Raw genomic sequence first — 16,343 nt, 5'->3', positions numbered from 1 at the left:
GGCCGTCCGGCCGCCGGGGTGTTCGGTCGGGTGCTCCTCGCGGGACTTCCCGAGGGTTTCGCGAACATCTGGGGGCGTGCACGCTGCTGGAAGTTCGCAATCCCCCGCTTAGGCGGGGGATTCGAGACCAGCCCCAGCACCCCACCTGGAAGCCGCCCGCCACTCGCCCAGCGCCGCGAACCGCTCCCCGATGAGCCGGTGGGTCGCCGAGTCGGGGTGGAGGTTGTCGGGCAGCGGCAGCCGCTCGGCGTCGGCCGGGCCGTAGAGCGCGAGCCCGTCGACGTACGACAGGTGCGGGTCGCCGCGGCGGTCGACCACCTCGGCGAGCACCTCGCGCACCACCTCCAGCGTCAGCGCCCCTCGCGCCACCCGCTCCGGGTCGCCGCCCGCGAGGAACGCGACGCGACCCTCGGCGAGCGCGGCGGTGTCGGGCACGGTGGGCCCGGGCACCGCCTCCTGGATCGCGCAGTGGAGCGGCGAGACCAGTCGCAGCGGCGTGTCGGGGTGGCCGTCGCGGATCGTGTCGAGCCAGCCGTGGACCGCCGGCCCGAGGGCACGGCGGCGCAGCAGGTCCTGGTTGACGAGGTTGATCCCGATCTTGAGGCTGACCAGGTCGGCCGGGGTGTCACGGATCGTCCGGGCCACGAACGGGTCCAGCAGCGCGCTGCCGCCGAGGCCGAGGTTGACCAGGTCGAGCCCCGCGAGGCGGGCAGCGACGACGGGCCACGGCTCGGTGGGGTACGTCGCGACGGATCCGTGGCTGATCGAGCTGCCGTGGTGCACCCACCGCGGTCGGCCGCCCGCGAGCGGCGTCACCGGCGCGTCGGCACGCAGGTCGATGAGCTCGGTCTGCTCGTCGTGCGGCAGCCACACCTCCACTTCCTGCTCACCACCGGCGAGCGCGATGGTGAGGGTCGTCGGCGCGCCCGGGTGGAAGGTGCTCGCGCCGGTCATCATGTCGACGTCAAGCACGTTGCCGCCGGGCGCCTGCTGACGCTCGACCAGCTCGCCGCCGACGAGCACGTCGTACCAGCCGTCCGGGCGCTGCGGCGCCCCGACGTAGCGGCGCTTGGTCGGCAGCACGTCGAGCTCGAGCCGCGTGGCCGTCGTCCGCATCGCGAGCCGTACGCCGGCGGGCTGGGCCTCGACGAGCCGCAGTTGCGGGTCGCCGCACTGGGCTCGTGCCCAGGCGGGCAGCCGGTGCGGCAGCAGGCCGCGCGGGGTGCGCTCGATCTCGAGCGCACCGAGCACGAGGGACGGGTCGATCATCGTGTCCCCCAGGAGGTCAGGGTCGCGTCCAGCCCGTCGAGGACGCGCTGCCAGGACTCCTCCGACGTCGGGGTGCCGGCCGCGCCGTGACCGAACGCACCCGAGGCCTCGAGCGCGGCGTAGCCGTGGAAGGTGGCCCCGAGCAGGCGGACCGCGTGGGTGGTGTCGTCCTCCCCGAGGCGGTAGCCGCGCAGCGTCGCCCGCACGAGCTCCGCGTGACGGGGACCGGCGCTCGCCGCGGCGGTCGCCGCGTCCAGCGGCAGCCGGGTGGCGGCGTACCGGCCCGGGTGCTCGACGGCGTACCTGCGCCACACCCCGCCCATCGCGGCGAGCGCGTCGCGGCCGCTCACCCCCGCCAGCGCGGCGGCGATGCGGTCCGCGGTCTCCTCCAGCGCGAGGAGGGCGACGCGGGTGCGGACGTCGGCCTGGCTGCGGACGTGCGCGTAGAGGCTCGGGGCGGCCACGCCGAAGTGCTTGGCGAGAGCGGCGAGCGTCACGTGGTCGAGGCCCGCCTCGTCGGCGAGCCCGGCGGCCGCCTCGGTGACGCGGGCGCTGGTGAGACCTGCGCGGGGCATCTCGGTCCTTCCTCAGTAGCAGAGGTCGAAACCTTAGCACCGTAGGAAACGGTCCCACGTGGGGCCCGTCAAGAACGAGGGTCAGCCCCCGATCGCGCGCCGGGGCAGCACGCCCAGCAGGCCGACCAGGACGACCACCGACCCGACGGCGCTCCACGCGGCCGCGCTGCGGTCGTACACCACGTCGACGATGAAGAACAGGATGCCGCCGAGCAGCAGGCCGATCAGGGCGAGGGCCACCGACATCAGCACGTGGCCGGCCCGCACGAGCTCGGCCTTCACGTCCCGCTGGAAGACATGGCGATGGATCGCGACCGGCGCCAGCAGCACGCTGACCGTCGCGAACGACAGCGAGAGCAGCCCCACGTACCAACCGCGCTGGAAGGCGTCGAGGTCCTCGAAGCGCTCCTGGAACGGCAGCGTGGCGAGGAAGCCGGCAAGCACCTGCACGCCCGTCTGACTCACACGCAGCTCCTGCAGGAGGTCGTTCCAGTTCCGGTCCGCTCGCTCCTGGGGGGTCTCGTCCCGCCTGCCCTTCGTCATCACCGGGACGGTACTCACTCCGTCCGGGCCGCCAACCTCCCCACGGGTGAGTGCGGGCGCACCGCTTGGGGCCCGCTCACCTCAGCGGGTCGAGCTCCGCGAGCACGCGCAGCCAGGTCCGGTCGGCGTCAGCCGCCGAGGTCGCCGGCCCCGGCGCCGGGTCCTCGACCACCCGCGCCGCCTCGTCCGGGACCGTGCCCCCGACGGAGCGCACGGCGCTCACCAGCACCCCGGCCGCCGCCTTGGCTGCGCCCCGGTGCGTGCTGATCACCGCCTCGTAGGAAGGGGCGGCCCCGGGGACGACCGGCACCTCCCACGCCGCCACCACGGCGGCGTACGACTCGCCCAGGCAGACCACGGCCCACTCGCGGCGGAGCGGGGAGTCCGCGGGCAGCTGGTAGCGGGCGGGCGAGCCTCCCGCCTCGCGCTCTCCGTCGCCGAAGTCGGCCAGCACGGCCGCCCACGCGGCCGTCCGGCCCAGCTCGGCCCACCGGTGCTCCGAGGCGGCGTACCGGTGACCGACCTGGAAGGCGCCGAGGACCACGGCGCGCTCGCCCCGGGCCAGGCACTCGTCCTCGACGGCGTGCGAGGCGGCCACCAGTGACCGCCGACCGAGCCTGAGCGGTCGCGCCTCCTGCGCGGCGGCGGCGTAGACGGAGCGCCTCGGGGCGCCGCCACCGCGGACGACCGCGTCGATCGCCAGCTGCAGCGGTGCGCCGGCAGCCCGCGCCGCCAGCACCTGGCGCACCATCTCGAGATCGGCGTCGGTGAAGCGTCGGTGCCCCGATGCCGAGCGGGTCCCGGACGGGAAGCCGAACCGGTTCTCCCACGTGCGCAGCACCCCGGGTGTCACGCCGGCACGCTCGGCCAGCACGCCGATGCTGAAGCCCTCCACCACCACTCCTCCGTCAGTCCCGGTCCACGCGCCGGCGTCCCGCCGCGCCGCGGATGCGTCGGCAACCCTTGCGCTTCTTGCAGAAACTACTTATACAGGTATGTAGAAGTTTTCCATCCACCCCCTGTGTCAGGAGACTCCCATGGTCAGCATGATCCTCATCAGCACGGTCGCGATCCTCGTCGCCATCGTCGGCTGCGCCGTCATCTGGCGGCTGGACGCCCAGCGCGCGGAGGAGATCCGCCTCGTCCGCCCGGAACGCGCCCGGCCCGCCCTCGGCGCGTCGGACGACCCCGGTCCGGCGTCGTCGCCCGCCCCGTGACGACGCGCGGCCGCCCACCCGAGCCCACCCACACGGGTGTCGTTGCCCGTGCCCCTGCGTGGCACGTTGGAGGCAGGGCCACCCCGGTCCGCACCGACCTCAGAGGGAGGAACGACGATGGGTTTGGACGACAAGTTCGACAACAAGGCCGACGAGCTCAAGGGCAAGGCCAAGGAGCACACCGGCAAGGCCACCGACGACGAGCAGCTCGAGGCCGAGGGCAAGGGCGACCAGATGGGCGCCGACCTGAAGCAGGCCGGCGAGAAGGTCAAGGACGCCTTCAAGCACTGACCGTCCGCCCGCGCCCGCCCTCGCCGGCGGCCACCTCCCGGTGGTCGCCAGCGGCGGCGGCCGCGCCCCGGCGGCCGCCGCGCATGCGGCCCGACCTGCTGGGTACGGACCACGCATGACCCAAGGCCAGGATCCCAACCGCGTCGACCCGACCAAGCAGTCGGGCCGCCCCCTGATCATCACGGCTGCCGTCGTGTCGCTGCTGGTCGTCCTCGCCCTGCTGATCCTCGTCTACAACCGGGCTTCCTGACCCCGGACGGTCCTCGTCGTCCCCAGGATCGGGCCGCGACCGACAGGCGCTGTCGGCACCCGCTCGTAGGGTGCTGCCCGTGACCTTGCACCTCCACACCGCCGAGCGCACCGACGCGCTGGCCGACGGCCTCGCGGGCCTGCTGGTCACCCCGCTCCCCGACCCCTTCGCGCGCGAGGTCGTCGTCGTGCCCGCCCGAGGGGTCGAGCGCTGGCTGACCCAGCGGCTCTCCCACCGGCTCGGCACCGGCGAGCGCGCCGCCGACGGCGTGTGCGCCGGCGTGCGGTTCGTCAGCCCGCGCTCGCTGGTGACGCTGCTGCTCGGCACCGAGGACTCGGACCCCTGGCAGCCCGACGCGCTGGCGTGGCCGCTGCTGGAGGTCGTCGACGACGCGATGGGCGAGCCGGGCTTCGAGGCGCTCACCGACCACCTCGGTGGCGGCGACCCGGCGGACGAGCGCTCGGCCCGGCGCTACTCCGTCGCGCACCGGCTCGCCGGCCTCTACCACCGCTACGCCGTCCAGCGGCCGCAGCTGGTCACCGACTGGCGCGCCGGTCGCGACACCGACGGGGCGGGCGGCCCGGTGCCCGACGACCTCAGGTGGCAGGCCGAGCTGTGGCGTCGGCTGGTGTCCCGGGTGGGCGCACCACCTCCCGACCAGCGGCACCTCGACACGCTGGCCCTGCTGCGCTCCGGCGGCGACGGGGTCGACCTGCCGCCCCGGCTCTCGCTGTTCGGGCACACCCGCATCCCGCGCACCGAGGCCGAGCTCGTCGGAGCGCTCGGTGAGGTGCGCGACGTGCACCTGTGGCTCCCGCAGGTCTCGCCCCGGTCGTGGCAGTCGCTCGCGCCCACCGCAGCGGAGGGGCCGGTGCCGCGGGCGGCCGACACCTCGGCGGCCCTGGTGCGCCATCCCCTGCTCGCCTCGCTCGGCCGCGACGCCCGGGAGCTGCGCCGGACCCTCGGGGCGACCGGCGCCGCCGAGGCGGCCCCGCTCGGTGCCGGACCACCGCCCGACTCGCTGCTCGGGTGGCTGCAGGCCGACCTCCGCGCCGATCGGCTGCCGTCCGCCGAGGAGCGCGCCGCGCGGGTCGTCGCCCGCGCGGACCGGTCGGTGCAGGTGCACGCCTGCCACGGCGCGGCCCGCCAGGTCGACGTCCTGCGGGAGGTGCTGGTCGGCCTGCTGGCCGACGACCCGACCCTCGAGCCACGCGACATCGTCGTCATGTGCCCCGACGTGGAGTCCTACGCACCGCTGATCTCCGCCGCCTTCGGCCTCGCCGACCTCGCCGGGGGCGCCGGGCACCCCGCCCACGAGCTGCGCGTCCGGCTGGCGGACCGGTCGCCGGGCGCGACCAACCCGCTGCTCGCGATGGCCGCGACGCTCGTCGAGCTCGCCGGCGGCCGCTTCACCGCCACCGAGGTGCTCGACCTCGCCGGCACCGAGCCGGTGCGGCGACGGTTCGGCTTCGACGACGACGAGCTCGAGCAGGCGCAGCGCTGGGTGCGCGGCGCCGCCGTCCGGTGGGGGCAGGACCCCGCCCACCGTGGACGGTTCGGTCTCGCCCTGGCCGACAACACCTGGCAGTCCGGCCTGCGGCGGATGCTGCTAGGCGCGGCGATGTCCGGCAGCGGCCACCGCTTCGTCGGCGACGCCCTCCCGCTCGACGACGTCGGCGACGCCCAGCTCGACCTGCTCGGCCGCTTCGTGGAGTACGTCGACCGGCTCGAGCGGACCCTCGACCGTGCGCGCGCAGCCACGTCCGCCGGGGAGTGGACCGACGCCCTCGCCGGCGGCGTGCACAGCCTCACCCGCACGCTGCCCGACGACACCTGGCAGGTGGCCCAGTTCGACCGCGAGCTCGCGCGCATCGGCTCCAGCGTGGTCGACGGCGGCGCCGAGCGCACCGTCCTGCGGCACGCCGACGTCCGGGCCCTGCTGGCCCACCGGCTGCGGAGCCGGCCGACGCGGGCCAACTTCCGCACCGGCACCCTGACGGTCTGCACCATGGTGCCGATGCGTTCGGTCCCGCACCGCGTGGTGTGCCTGCTCGGCCTCGACGACGGCGTCTTCCCGCGACTCGACAGCATCGACGGCGACGACGTCCTCGCACGGGCGCCCCTGACCGGTGAGCGCGACGTCCGCGCCGAGGACCGCCAGCTCTTCCTCGACGCCATCGCCGCCGCCGGGCAGACCCTGGTCGTCACCTACACCGGCCGCGGCGAGCACACCGGCGCCGACCGGCCGCCCGCGGTCCCGCTCGGCGAGCTCCTCGACACCCTCGACGTCACTGCCACCGCCGCCGACGGCGGACGCGTCCAGGACCAGGCGCGGGTCTTCCACCCCCTGCAGCCCTTCGACGAGGCCAACCTGCTGGCCGGCCGCGACCGGCCGCCGGGCGTGCCGCACCTGACCCTCACCGACGAGCCGTTCACCTTCGACCGGACGTCGCTGGCCGGCGCCCTCGCCGCCCGCGACCAACGGCCGGTGGTCCGCGAGGTCGTCGCGGAGTCCCTTCCCGCCCCCGCCGGCGACGACACCGAGGTGGCGCTCGCCGACCTCCACGAGTTCTTCGCCCACCCGGTCCGCTCGTTCCTGCGGCGCCGGCTGCGGGTGTCCACGCCGCTGGCCGCCGACGAGCTGTCCGACGCCGTTCCCATCGAGCTCGACGGCCTCGAGCGCTGGGACGTCGGCGACCGGCTGATCCGCGACGTGCTCGCCGGGGCCGACCCGGCGCAGGCCATGACGGCCGAGCAGCTGCGGGGGCTGCTGCCCCCGCGCTGCCTGGGCGAGTCGGTGCTGGGCTCCATCGTCGAGCAGGTGCGACCGCTGGTCACCGCAGGGCTCGCGGCCCGTCGGGGGGCGCCGCGCACCGTCGACGTCGACATCGACCTCGGCGGGCGCCGGGTCACCGGCACGGTCGACGACCTGTTCGGCAACCACCTCGTGACCGTCACCTACTCGCGGCTCGCCGCGAAGCACCGCGTCGCCGGCTGGATCGACGCGCTCGCGCTCGCCGCCGGCCTGCCCGACGAGAACTGGACCGTCCACAGCATCGGCCGCGGCCGCAACGGCGGCCAGGTGGCGCGCATCGGGCCGCTCGCCGAGCACGAGGCGCGCGGGTGGCTCGACCGGCTGCTCGAGATCCGGGCGGCGGGGCTGTGCGAGCCCCTGCCGGCACCGCCCAAGACGTCGCTGGCGTGGGCCGCCGAGCACGTCCACGAGGTCGCCGGCCGCGGCAACGCCGACGCCGACCGCGCCGCCGACCGGGAGTGGACGACGCCCCGATTCAGCGAGACCCCGGTGCCCACCGAGGACGCCGACGCCTGGCACCGGCTGGCCTGGGGCGAGCAGGCCCCCTTCGACGTGCTCTGCAGCCCGCCCCGGCCCGGCGACCCCGGCACGGAGCGGCACCGCCTGGGTCGCTACGCCTGGGCGCTGTGGCAGCCGCTGCTCGAGCACGAGGTGGTGCAGCCGCTGTGACGTCCACCCCCGAGACCACCACGCCGACCGCGGGCCCCGACCCGAGCCCCGGCACGTTCCGCATCACCGCCCCTCTGCCCACCGGCACCACTCTCCTCGAGGCGAGCGCCGGCACCGGCAAGACCTGGACGATCAGCGCGCTGGTGACCCGCTACGTCGCCGAGCAGGGCCTGCGGCTCGACGAGCTGCTCGTCGTGACCTTCACCCGCGCCGCGTCCCAGGAGCTCCGCGAGCGGGTCCGCGAACGCCTGGTGAGCGCCCAGCGCGCGCTCGCCGACCCGCCGCCCGAGGCCGAGCGCGACGAGCTGCAGGCCCACCTCCTCGACGTCGACGAGGAGGGGCGTGCCACGCGGCTGCGCCGGATCACCGAGGCGCTGGCCGACTTCGACGCCGCGACGATCGCCACCATCCACCAGTTCTGCCAGCTGGTGCTGCGCAGCCTCGGTGTCGCCGGTGACACCGACCGCCAGGCGCGTCTCGTCGAGGACCTCGAGCAGCTGACGGAGGAGGTCGTCGACGACTGCTACCTCGCGGCCTTCGCCGACGCGGAGGCCCCGGCGTTCGACCGAGCCACGGCGGGTGCCATCGCCCGCGCCGTCGTCGGCGACCCGCGCGCCGCGGTCCAGCCGGAGGCGGCGGTTGACGACGCGCCGGACTCCCCCGCGGCCCAGCGCGTCCGCTTCGCCCGCTCGGTGCTGCGCGAGCTCGACCTGCGCAAGCGTCGCCTGGGGATCCTCAGCTACGACGACCTCCTCGGCCAGCTCGCCGACGCCCTCGAGGACCCCCGCCGGCCGGCACGGGCCCGCATGCAGGCGCGCTGGAAGGTCGCGCTCATCGACGAGTTCCAGGACACCGACCCGGTGCAGTGGCAGGTGTTCGACCGCGCCTTCTCGGGCGTCGCGACCCTCGTGCTGATCGGCGACCCCAAGCAGGCCATCTACGCCTTCCGCGGCGGCGACGTCGCCACCTACCTCGAGGCAGCCCGCACCGCCGGCGACCGGCAGACCCTCGGCGTCAACTGGCGCAGCGACAAGCCGCTCGTCGACGCCCTCCAGCGACTGTTGGCGCCCGCGCAGCTGGGCCACCCCGACATCGTCGTCCGCGAGGTCGACGCCCACCACGAGCGGTCGCGGCTCGTCGGCGCCGGTCCGCCGGTGCGGCTGCGGGTAGCGCGCCGCCGGGAGCTCGGCGAGGGCCCGCGCAGCAAGCCGCCGGTCGACCGCTGGCGCGGCCACGTGGTCGCCGACCTCGCCGCCGACGTCAAGCGGCTGCTCACCGGCGACGCCCGCATCGACGGGCGGGAGGTGCGCGCCGGCGACGTCGCCGTGCTGGCCTACACCCACACGATGCTGCAGGCCATCCAGCGCGCCCTGGCCGACGTCGGCGTCCCGTCCGTCGTGACGTCCGGAGGGTCGGTGTTCCACAGCCCGGCCGCGACCGAGTGGCTGACGCTGCTGGAGGCGCTCGAGCAGCCGCACCGCACCGACCGCGTACGCGCCGCCGCGCTCACCAGCTTCCTCGGCCACACCGCCACGGCCCTCGACGCCGGCGGCGACGAGCTCACCGACCGCCTCTCCGACCGGGCCCGCACGCTCGCCGACCTGCTGGAGGCCAAGGGCGTCGCCGCGGTCCTCGAGTACGCCGTCGTGGGCGGCATGACCGCGCGGGTGCTGGGCCGGGTGGGCGGCGAGCGGCTCCTCACCGACCTCCGCCACGTGGGCGAGGCGCTGCACCGGGTGTCGGTGGAGGACCGTCTCGGGGTGGTGGGCCTGCTGGCCTGGCTGCGCGAGCAGGTCGCCGAGGACAAGGTGGAGGTCGCCTCCGAGCGCGCCCGCCGGCTCGACTCCGACGCCGCCGCGGTGCAGCTGGTGACCATCCACGGCAGCAAGGGCCTGGAGTACCCCGTCGTCTACCTCCCCTCGCTGTGGGACCGCTTCACCGGGCGCGAGCCCGACGTGCCGCGCTACCACGACGCCACCGGTCGGCGGTGCCGCGACGTCGGCGGCCCCAGCCGGTGGCGGCCCGAGGCGGTCGCCCGCCACCAGGCCGAGGACGCCGGGGAGGCGCTCCGCCTCCTCTACGTCGCCATGACCCGGGCGCGCTCGCAGGTCGTGGCCTGGTACTGCCCGTCGAACAACACGCCGGGGTCGGCGCTGCACCGGATCCTGTTCGGACGCCGGCCCGGCACGGCCGAGGTGCCCGACAGCCAGCCGGTGGTCGACGACGACCGGATCGTGGAGATCCTCGGTCACTGGCGCGACGCCGGAGCGGTGTGGCCCGAGCTCGCGGAGGTGGTCGCCCCCAGTCCCGAGCCGCTCCCCGCGCCGGTGCACGACCTGCAGGTGCGGTCCTTCGCCCGCCGGGTCGACACGGAGTGGCGGCGCACCTCCTACACCGCGCTGTCGGCCGCCGCGACGGATCCCGCCCACGGAGCCGACGTCCCGCTGTCGGAGCCGGAGATCGGCGAGGACCTCGAGACGGCCGACCAGTGGACGCCCGACCTGGATCCGGACGCCGCTGCGGGCGACGACCTCGCGCTCACCGCGCTCGCCTCCCCGATGTCCGACTTCCCCGCCGGGGCGGCGTTCGGCTCCCTGGTGCACGCCGTCCTCGAGCATGCCGACCTCCAGGCCGACGACCTCCGTCAGGAGCTCCTCCACCGGATCGAGGAGCAGCGGTCGTGGTGGCCGGTCGAGATCGAGAGCGGAGCGCTGGCCGACGCGCTCGTCCCGGTGTGCCGCACGCCCCTCGGCTCGATGACGGGAGGACGGGCCCTGACCGACATCGCCGCCGCCGACCGGCTCCCCGAGCTCGACTTCGAGCTGCCGCTCAGCGGTGGCGACCTCGCCGGCCACGACGTCGACAGGGTGACCCTCGGCGACCTGGAGCCGCTGCTGCGCCGCCACCTGCCGACCGGCGACCCGGTCCTCTCCTACGCCGACACGCTCGCCTCCGAGCCGGCGCTCGCGGGCCAGGCGCTGCGCGGCTACCTCACCGGGTCCATCGACGTGGTGATGCGGGTGCCGACCGACGCGGGTCCGAGCTTCGTGACCGTCGACTACAAGACCAACCGGCTGGGCGACCCCACGGCCGAGCTCACCGCCTGGGACTACCGGCCGGAGGTGCTCGACGAGGCGATGGGCCACTCCGACTACCCGTTGCAGGCGCTGCTCTACACCGTCGTGCTGCACCGCTTCCTGCGGTGGCGGTTGCCCGCCTACGACCCGGCGCAGCACCTCGGCGGGGTCCTCTACCTCTACCTGCGCGGCCTCTGCGGGCCCGACGCGGCCGACCTGCCCGGCCTCGACGGACGGGTCCCCGGGGTCTTCGAGTGGCGCCCACCGGTGCCGCTCGTGCTGGAGCTGTCCGACCTGCTCGACGGCGTACGACCGGGGAGGGGGGCGCGGTGACGGAGATCTGGGAGACCACCGACCCCGCCGACCCGCGCTTCGCGCTCGCGGCCACCGGGCTGCTGGGCGAGTTCAACGCCGCCGGCATCCTCACCGCGGGCGACGTCCACGTCGCGCGCGCCGTCGGGCTGCTCACGCGCGAGGCCGACGACGAGGTGCTGCTGGCCGTCGCCCTGGCGTGCCGGGCCGTACGCTCCGGCTCCGTGTGCCTCGACCTGGCGGGGGCGGCCGGCTCCGTCGCGGCCGCCGCGGGCGAGGACGACGCGGTCGCGGCGCTGCCGTGGCCCGAGACCGGGCGCTGGGCGGCCGCACTGGCCGCCAGCCCGCTCGTGGAGCACGGCGTCGTGCGCTGGGAGCACGGGCTGGTCTACCTCGATCGCTACCACGAGCAGGAGTCCCAGGTGCTCCGCGACCTGGCCGAGCGGGCGGCCCGCACGCCGCCGCCCGTCCCGGAGGCGCTCGCCCCCGTCCTGCACCGCGTGTTCCCCGGCGAGCAGTACGCCGAGCAGCGCGAGGCCGGGCTGCGCACCGCCGGGCAGTGGACCACCGTTCTCACCGGTGGTCCGGGCACCGGCAAGACCACGACCGTGGCGGGGCTCCTCGTCGCGCTGCGTGCCCAGCACCCCGTCGACGGCCCGCCGCTGCGGGTCGCGCTGACGGCACCCACCGGCAAGGCGTCGGCGCGGCTGCAGGAGTCGCTGGGCGAGGCGACCCGGCGCCGCGAGGGCGAGCCCGACCGGTTCACCGACGAGGAGCGCACCTGGCTGGCCGGCCTGCAGTCGATGACCCTGCACCGCCTGCTGGGTCGCCGCCCCGACAGCGAGACGCGCTTCCGCCACCACCGCGGCAACCGGCTCGCGGCCGACGTGGTCGTGGTCGACGAGACGTCGATGGTGTCGCTGACGATGATGGCCAGGCTGCTGGAGGCGGTCCGGCCCGACACCCGCCTGGTGCTGGTCGGCGACCCCGACCAGCTGTCCTCGGTCGAGGCCGGCGCCGTGCTCGGCGACCTCGTCGCGGGCTTCGCACCGCGCGCGGACTCACCGGTCGTCGCGCTGCGCACCTCCCACCGCTTCGGCGACCGCATCGGCGCGCTGGCCCGCGCGGTCCGCGACGCCGACGCCGACGAGGCGCTGGAGATCCTGGCCTCGGGCGACGACGCCGTCCACTGGGTCGCCGACGAGCAGCCGTCCGCTGCGATCCGTGCGGCCACGCTGCCGTCCGCCCTCGCCGCCCGGGACGCGGCGAGGTCCGGCGACGCCGCGCACGCCCTCCGCGTGCTGGAGACCCACCGGATGCTGTGCGCGCACCGCGACGGTCCCGCTGGCGTGGAGCACTGGAACCGGCGCATCGAGGCCTGGCTGGCCGCCGAGACCGGCGACGCCGTCCACGACCCGGCGTACCCCGGCCGACCGGTCCTCGTCACGGCGAACGACTACGCCCTGGGCCTCTACAACGGCGACTCCGGCGTGGTGGTCCTCACCGACGACGGCCCGCGGGTCGCGTTCCCGACGGCCGACGCGGCGCCGACCCTCGTCGCTCCCGCCCGGCTCGGCGCCGCCCAGACGATGCACGCGATGACGATCCACAAGAGCCAGGGCAGCCAGGTCGACGAGGTGACGGTGCTGCTCCCCGACGAGGGGTCCCGGCTGCTGACCCGCGAGCTGTTCTACACCGCCGTCACCCGGGCACGCCGACGGGTGCGGGTGGTGGGGTCCGAGGACGCGGTGCGCGCCGCGATCGGCCGGCGCGCCCAGCGCGCGAGCGGGCTCGCCGTACGCCTGCGCGACGCGCCCTGACCCGCCGCCACGCCGCTGGTGGACGGCGAAACCTCCTCGACACACCGGGCCGATAGCCTCGAGCCATGCCCTACCTGATGCGCGTGGAGCTCCCGGACGTCCCCGGGTCGCTGGGTCGCGTCGCGAGCGCGATCGGTGAGGCCGGCGGCGACATCGAGGCGATCGAGATCGTCGAGAAGCGTGACGGCTTCGCCGTCGACGACGTGCTGCTCGAGATGGCGCCGAGCACGATGCCCGACTCCGTCGTCTCCGCCTGCAGCGTGCTCGACGGGGTCAGCGTCCTGTGGATCAACCGCTACGCGGCCGGCGGGAACCTGTTCCTCGACCTCGAGGTCGTCGAGGCGCTCACCGAGGACCCCGCCTCGGCCGGCGACCGACTGGTCGACCTGCTGCCCATCGCGTTCCGCGTCGACTGGGCGGCGCGCGTGCGGCCGAGCGGGACGGGCGTCGCGGTCGTCCACGCCACCGACGCCGCCCCGACCGAGTTCACGGTCGGACAGGTCCAGTCCCCGACCCGGCTGCCGGGCGACGACGTCTACGTCGAGTGCGCCGCCCCCTTCGGCGACGACCTGGTGCTGATGGGCCGCCGCGGTGGTCCCGAGTTCCTCGACTCCGAGCTGGCCCGGCTGTCGCACCTGCTCGGGCTCGCGACCACGATCAGCCGGGGCTGAGCCCGGGGGGCGCCTCCGCGGCCGGGGCGTCCGGGTCCGGGTCCGGGTCCGGGCCTTCTTCGAATCCCCCGCTTAAGCGGGGGATTGCGAACTTCCGGGGGCGTGCAGGCCTCGATAAGTTCGCGACACGCTCACGAAGTCCGCGCCCGGCCCGGTCTCGCGCGCTCTGGCGCGCCCGGCCCGCGCCCGGCCCGCGCCCGCCCCGCGCCCGGCCCGGCCCGCGCCCACCCCGCGCCCGCCGCATCTGCCCTACCCGGCATACCGCCTACGCTGCCCGGGTACCCCGACGCACCCGACGAGAGGACGCCCGATGAGCCAGGACGTACAGCCCGACATGCCCGAGGAGGCCGGGTCGCCGCAGCCGGCCGACCCGTTCGAGCCCGAGGCGCCCGCCCACGTCGACCCCGATCCCGAGACCGCGGCGCACCGCGACAACGACGACGAGGCCACGGTGGACGGCGCCGACCCGTCCCCGCCCCAGCCCAGCTGACAGGCCCACGCTCGCACGTCCCGCGAGTCCCGCCGACGAGCACAGCCCACCGGCCCGGCTGACGCGCCGGGCTCGGCGGCCCGACCCGACGAGCCGAGCCGGGCAGCAGCCCTACGAGCCGGCCGGCGCGTCAGCCCGCTCGAGCAGGAAGAGCGGGATCTCCCGGTCGGTCTTCTCCTGGTACGACGCGTACGTCGGCCACGTCGCGACCGCGTGCTCCCACCAGTCCGCGCGCTCCTCGCCGCTGAGCTCACGCACGCGGTAGAGGTGCTTCTCGGCCTTGTCCTGGAGCTCGACCTCGGGGTGCTGGCGGAAGTTGTCGGCCCACGCCGGGTCCTCGGGCGCGCCGCCCTTCGACGCGACCGCGAGGTACGCGCCGTCGCGCTCGACGCGCATCACCGGGTTCTTGCGCAGGTTGCCCGACTTCGAGCCCACCGACGTGATGACCACGATCGGGTAGCCCGTGTCGCGCAGCGTGCCGGCCTTCTCGCCGTTCGTGGCCTCGTACTCGGCCACCTGGTTGCGGACCCACTCGGCCGCGCTCGGGACGTACGTTCCAGTCAGTGCCATGCCTGCCACAACACCGCGCCGCGCCGTCGTCTTCCTCACCGCGGGTAGTCCACCGGGAAAGGGTCGTCGACGGTCGGTCCGGGCGACCGTTCCCCGGTGAACTAGCCTCCGGAGGCATGAGTGCGATCGAGGGCGTCAGCGAGATCTTCGACCCGGAGGCGTGGGACGCCGTCCCGGGCTTCGACGACCTCACCGACCTCACCTACCACCGCGCGCGCGAGCACGGCACCGTGCGCATCGCCTTCGACCGCCCGGACGTGCTCAACGCGTTCCGGCCGCACACCGTCGACGAGCTGCTGCGCACGCTGGAGCACGCGCGCACGTCGGCCGACGTCGGCTGCGTGATCCTGACCGGCAACGGTCCCAGCGCGAAGAACGGCAAGTGGGCCTTCTGCACCGGCGGCGACCAGCGGATCCGGGGCCGGGCCGGCTACCAGTACGAGACCGACGGCCACGTCGACGAGGGCGCGCCGCCGAACCCCATCGACAAGGCGAGGCTCGCCCGCCTCCACATCCTCGAGTGCCAGCGGCTGATCCGCTTCATGCCCAAGGTCGTCATCTGCGTCGTCCCCGGCTGGGCCGCGGGCGGCGGGCACAGCCTGCACGTCGTGGCCGACCTCACGCTCGCCAGCCGCGAGCACGCGCGCTTCAAGCAGACCGACGCCGACGTCGGCTCCTTCGACGGCGGCTACGGCTCGGCGTACCTCGCCCGGCAGGTCGGCCAGAAGTTCGCCCGCGAGATCTTCTTCCTCGCCGACGAGTACGACGCCGAGGAGATGCACCGCATGGGCGCGGTCAACCGCGTGGTCGCGCACGCCGACCTCGAGAGGGTCGCGCTCGACTGGGGCCGGAGGATCAACGGCAAGTCCCCGACGGCCCAGCGGATGCTGAAGTACTCCTTCAACCTCCTCGACGACGGGCTCGTGGGACAGCAGCTCTTCGCCGGCGAGACCACGCGCCTGGCGTACATGACCGACGAGGCGCAGGAGGGCCGCGACCAGTTCCTCGAGAAGCGCGAGCCGGACTGGTCGCCGTACCCCTGGTACTACTGAGCGGCTCGGGACAGCCATGAAGGTCGTCGTGCTCACCGGTGCCGGCATCTCCGCGGAGAGCGGCCTCACCACCTTCCGCGACTCCGGCGGCCTGTGGGAGGGCGTCGACCCGATGCAGGTGGCGACCCCCGCGGCGTACGCCGCGGACCCGGGGCTCGTGCAGCGGTTCTACGACGACCGTCGCGCGGCCCTCTCGCGGGTGCAGCCCAACGCCGCGCACCACGCGCTCGTCCGGCTCGAGCACGCCCTGGGCGACGACCTTCTCGTCGTCACCCAGAACGTCGACGACCTCCACGAGCGTGCCGGGTCGCAGCGGGTGCACCACATCCACGGCCGGCTCCGGTCGGCGTGGTGCACGACGTGCGACGCGCGGCACGAGTGGGACGGGCCGCTGGCCGACGGGCCGCCGTGCCCCCGGTGCGGGTCCGCGACGCTGCGGCCCGACATCGTGTGGTTCGGGGAGATCCCCTACGGCATGGACCGCGTCGAGCAGGCGCTGTGGGAGTGCGAGCTCTTCGTCTCGGTCGGCACGTCCGGACTGGTGTACCCCGCCGCGGCGTTCGTGCACTGGGCTCGCGGCGCCACCCTCGAGCTCAACCTCGAGCCGAGCGCCGGCGCCACCGACTTCGCCGAGTCGCGGCAGGGACCGGCGACCCGGCTGGTGCCGGCGTGGGTGGAGGAGCTCCTGGCCTGAGCGGGCCGGACCCGACCTCGGGTGGGGC

The 16,343-nt window shown here is 75.2% G+C and carries 15 protein-coding genes; 10 read left to right on the top strand and 5 right to left on the bottom strand.

Features of this window, described 5'->3' with window-relative positions; translation table 11 throughout:
* Positions 1 to 108 precede the first annotated feature (108 nt).
* From J3P38_RS09305 to J3P38_RS09290, 4 genes are all read right to left on the bottom strand, one after another.
* On the bottom strand, positions 109 to 1,269 hold the full coding sequence (locus J3P38_RS09305; protein WP_210503377.1) for an SGNH/GDSL hydrolase family protein: 1,161 nt from the start codon (positions 1,267 to 1,269) through the stop codon (positions 109 to 111).
* Entirely contained in the window at positions 1,266 to 1,844 is a 579-nt protein-coding gene (locus J3P38_RS09300) for a TetR/AcrR family transcriptional regulator (RefSeq protein ID WP_210503376.1), read from the bottom strand. Before J3P38_RS09300 ends, J3P38_RS09305 begins: the two co-directional genes overlap by 4 nt.
* 81 nt (positions 1,845 to 1,925) lie before the next feature.
* The gene (locus tag J3P38_RS09295) at positions 1,926 to 2,387 is read right to left on the bottom strand and encodes a DUF6328 family protein (RefSeq protein WP_210439479.1); all 462 of its coding nucleotides are present in this window, start codon (positions 2,385 to 2,387) and stop codon (positions 1,926 to 1,928) included.
* 76 nt (positions 2,388 to 2,463) lie between these two features.
* Positions 2,464 to 3,282, bottom strand: coding sequence for a DICT sensory domain-containing protein (locus tag J3P38_RS09290; RefSeq protein WP_210503375.1), 819 nt, complete (start codon positions 3,280 to 3,282; stop codon positions 2,464 to 2,466).
* Positions 3,283 to 3,424: 142 nt separating this feature from the next.
* Between J3P38_RS09290 and J3P38_RS09285 the strand changes: the two genes are divergently transcribed.
* The 8 genes from J3P38_RS09285 (at position 3,425) to J3P38_RS09255 (ending at position 13,999) form a co-directional block, all read left to right on the top strand.
* A complete protein-coding gene (locus J3P38_RS09285) occupies positions 3,425 to 3,604 on the top strand; it encodes a hypothetical protein (protein WP_210503374.1) in 180 nt (59 codons plus the stop codon).
* A gap of 117 nt (positions 3,605 to 3,721) precedes the next feature.
* Positions 3,722 to 3,895 carry a CsbD family protein gene (locus J3P38_RS09280; RefSeq protein WP_210503373.1) on the top strand — a complete coding sequence of 58 codons (174 nt, stop codon included), beginning with the start codon at positions 3,722 to 3,724 and terminating at the stop codon, positions 3,893 to 3,895.
* Positions 3,896 to 4,010: 115 nt separating this feature from the next.
* The gene (locus J3P38_RS18090; protein ID WP_282593977.1) at positions 4,011 to 4,145 is read left to right on the top strand and encodes a hypothetical protein; all 135 of its coding nucleotides are present in this window, start codon (positions 4,011 to 4,013) and stop codon (positions 4,143 to 4,145) included.
* Between the two features lie 79 nt (positions 4,146 to 4,224).
* Positions 4,225 to 7,629, top strand: coding sequence for an exodeoxyribonuclease V subunit gamma (gene recC, locus J3P38_RS09275; RefSeq protein WP_210503372.1), 3,405 nt, complete (start codon positions 4,225 to 4,227; stop codon positions 7,627 to 7,629).
* Positions 7,626 to 11,039 carry a UvrD-helicase domain-containing protein gene (locus J3P38_RS09270; protein WP_210503371.1) on the top strand — a complete coding sequence of 1,138 codons (3,414 nt, stop codon included), beginning with the start codon at positions 7,626 to 7,628 and terminating at the stop codon, positions 11,037 to 11,039. The genes recC and J3P38_RS09270 overlap by 4 nt, the downstream gene beginning before the upstream one ends.
* Positions 11,036 to 12,838, top strand: a complete 1,803-nt coding sequence (gene recD / locus J3P38_RS09265; protein WP_210503370.1) for an exodeoxyribonuclease V subunit alpha — start codon at positions 11,036 to 11,038, stop codon at positions 12,836 to 12,838. The genes J3P38_RS09270 and recD overlap by 4 nt, the downstream gene beginning before the upstream one ends.
* Before the next feature lie 65 nt (positions 12,839 to 12,903).
* Positions 12,904 to 13,509 carry an ACT domain-containing protein gene (locus J3P38_RS09260; protein WP_210439474.1) on the top strand — a complete coding sequence of 202 codons (606 nt, stop codon included), beginning with the start codon at positions 12,904 to 12,906 and terminating at the stop codon, positions 13,507 to 13,509.
* Positions 13,510 to 13,819: 310 nt separating this feature from the next.
* Positions 13,820 to 13,999 (top strand): hypothetical protein, encoded by a 180-nt coding sequence (locus J3P38_RS09255; protein WP_210503369.1) that lies wholly within the window; start codon positions 13,820 to 13,822, stop codon positions 13,997 to 13,999.
* A gap of 111 nt (positions 14,000 to 14,110) precedes the next feature.
* Here J3P38_RS09255 and J3P38_RS09250 read toward each other — a convergent pair whose 3' ends face one another.
* Positions 14,111 to 14,569, bottom strand: a complete 459-nt coding sequence (locus J3P38_RS09250; RefSeq protein ID WP_210503368.1) for a nitroreductase family deazaflavin-dependent oxidoreductase — start codon at positions 14,567 to 14,569, stop codon at positions 14,111 to 14,113.
* A 116-nt stretch (positions 14,570 to 14,685) separates the two neighbouring features.
* Here J3P38_RS09250 and J3P38_RS09245 point away from each other — a divergent pair, with 116 nt between their 5' ends.
* Positions 14,686 to 15,621, top strand: a complete 936-nt coding sequence (locus tag J3P38_RS09245) for a 1,4-dihydroxy-2-naphthoyl-CoA synthase (protein WP_210439471.1) — start codon at positions 14,686 to 14,688, stop codon at positions 15,619 to 15,621.
* A gap of 16 nt (positions 15,622 to 15,637) precedes the next feature.
* Positions 15,638 to 16,315, top strand: a complete 678-nt coding sequence (locus J3P38_RS09240; protein WP_210503367.1) for an NAD-dependent deacylase — start codon at positions 15,638 to 15,640, stop codon at positions 16,313 to 16,315.
* Positions 16,316 to 16,343 lie beyond the last annotated feature (28 nt).

Origin of the sequence: Nocardioides xinjiangensis, assembly GCF_017916455.1 — a bacterium.
In the GTDB taxonomy this organism is placed as follows: domain Bacteria; phylum Actinomycetota; class Actinomycetes; order Propionibacteriales; family Nocardioidaceae; genus Nocardioides; species Nocardioides xinjiangensis.
The sequence above is the reverse complement of the archived record's forward strand: the minus strand, read 5'-3'. Positions and strand labels throughout refer to the sequence as shown.

Excerpts from the sequence above, each read along its gene's own strand:
- J3P38_RS09280 (WP_210503373.1), top strand. The coding sequence starts at position 3,722 with ATGGGTTTGGACGACAAGTTCGACAACAAGGCCGACGAGCTCAAGGGC.
- J3P38_RS09285 (WP_210503374.1), top strand. The coding sequence starts at position 3,425 with ATGGTCAGCATGATCCTCATCAGCACGGTCGCGATCCTCGTCGCCATC.
- J3P38_RS09305 (WP_210503377.1), bottom strand. The coding sequence starts at position 1,269 with ATGATCGACCCGTCCCTCGTGCTCGGTGCGCTCGAGATCGAGCGCACC.
- J3P38_RS18090 (WP_282593977.1), top strand. The coding sequence starts at position 4,011 with ATGACCCAAGGCCAGGATCCCAACCGCGTCGACCCGACCAAGCAGTCG.
- J3P38_RS09245 (WP_210439471.1), top strand. The coding sequence starts at position 14,686 with ATGAGTGCGATCGAGGGCGTCAGCGAGATCTTCGACCCGGAGGCGTGG.
- J3P38_RS09295 (WP_210439479.1), bottom strand. The coding sequence starts at position 2,387 with ATGACGAAGGGCAGGCGGGACGAGACCCCCCAGGAGCGAGCGGACCGG.
- J3P38_RS09255 (WP_210503369.1), top strand. The coding sequence starts at position 13,820 with ATGAGCCAGGACGTACAGCCCGACATGCCCGAGGAGGCCGGGTCGCCG.
- J3P38_RS09250 (WP_210503368.1), bottom strand. The coding sequence starts at position 14,569 with ATGGCACTGACTGGAACGTACGTCCCGAGCGCGGCCGAGTGGGTCCGC.
- J3P38_RS09240 (WP_210503367.1), top strand. The coding sequence starts at position 15,638 with ATGAAGGTCGTCGTGCTCACCGGTGCCGGCATCTCCGCGGAGAGCGGC.
- J3P38_RS09260 (WP_210439474.1), top strand. The coding sequence starts at position 12,904 with ATGCCCTACCTGATGCGCGTGGAGCTCCCGGACGTCCCCGGGTCGCTG.
- J3P38_RS09300 (WP_210503376.1), bottom strand. The coding sequence starts at position 1,844 with ATGCCCCGCGCAGGTCTCACCAGCGCCCGCGTCACCGAGGCGGCCGCC.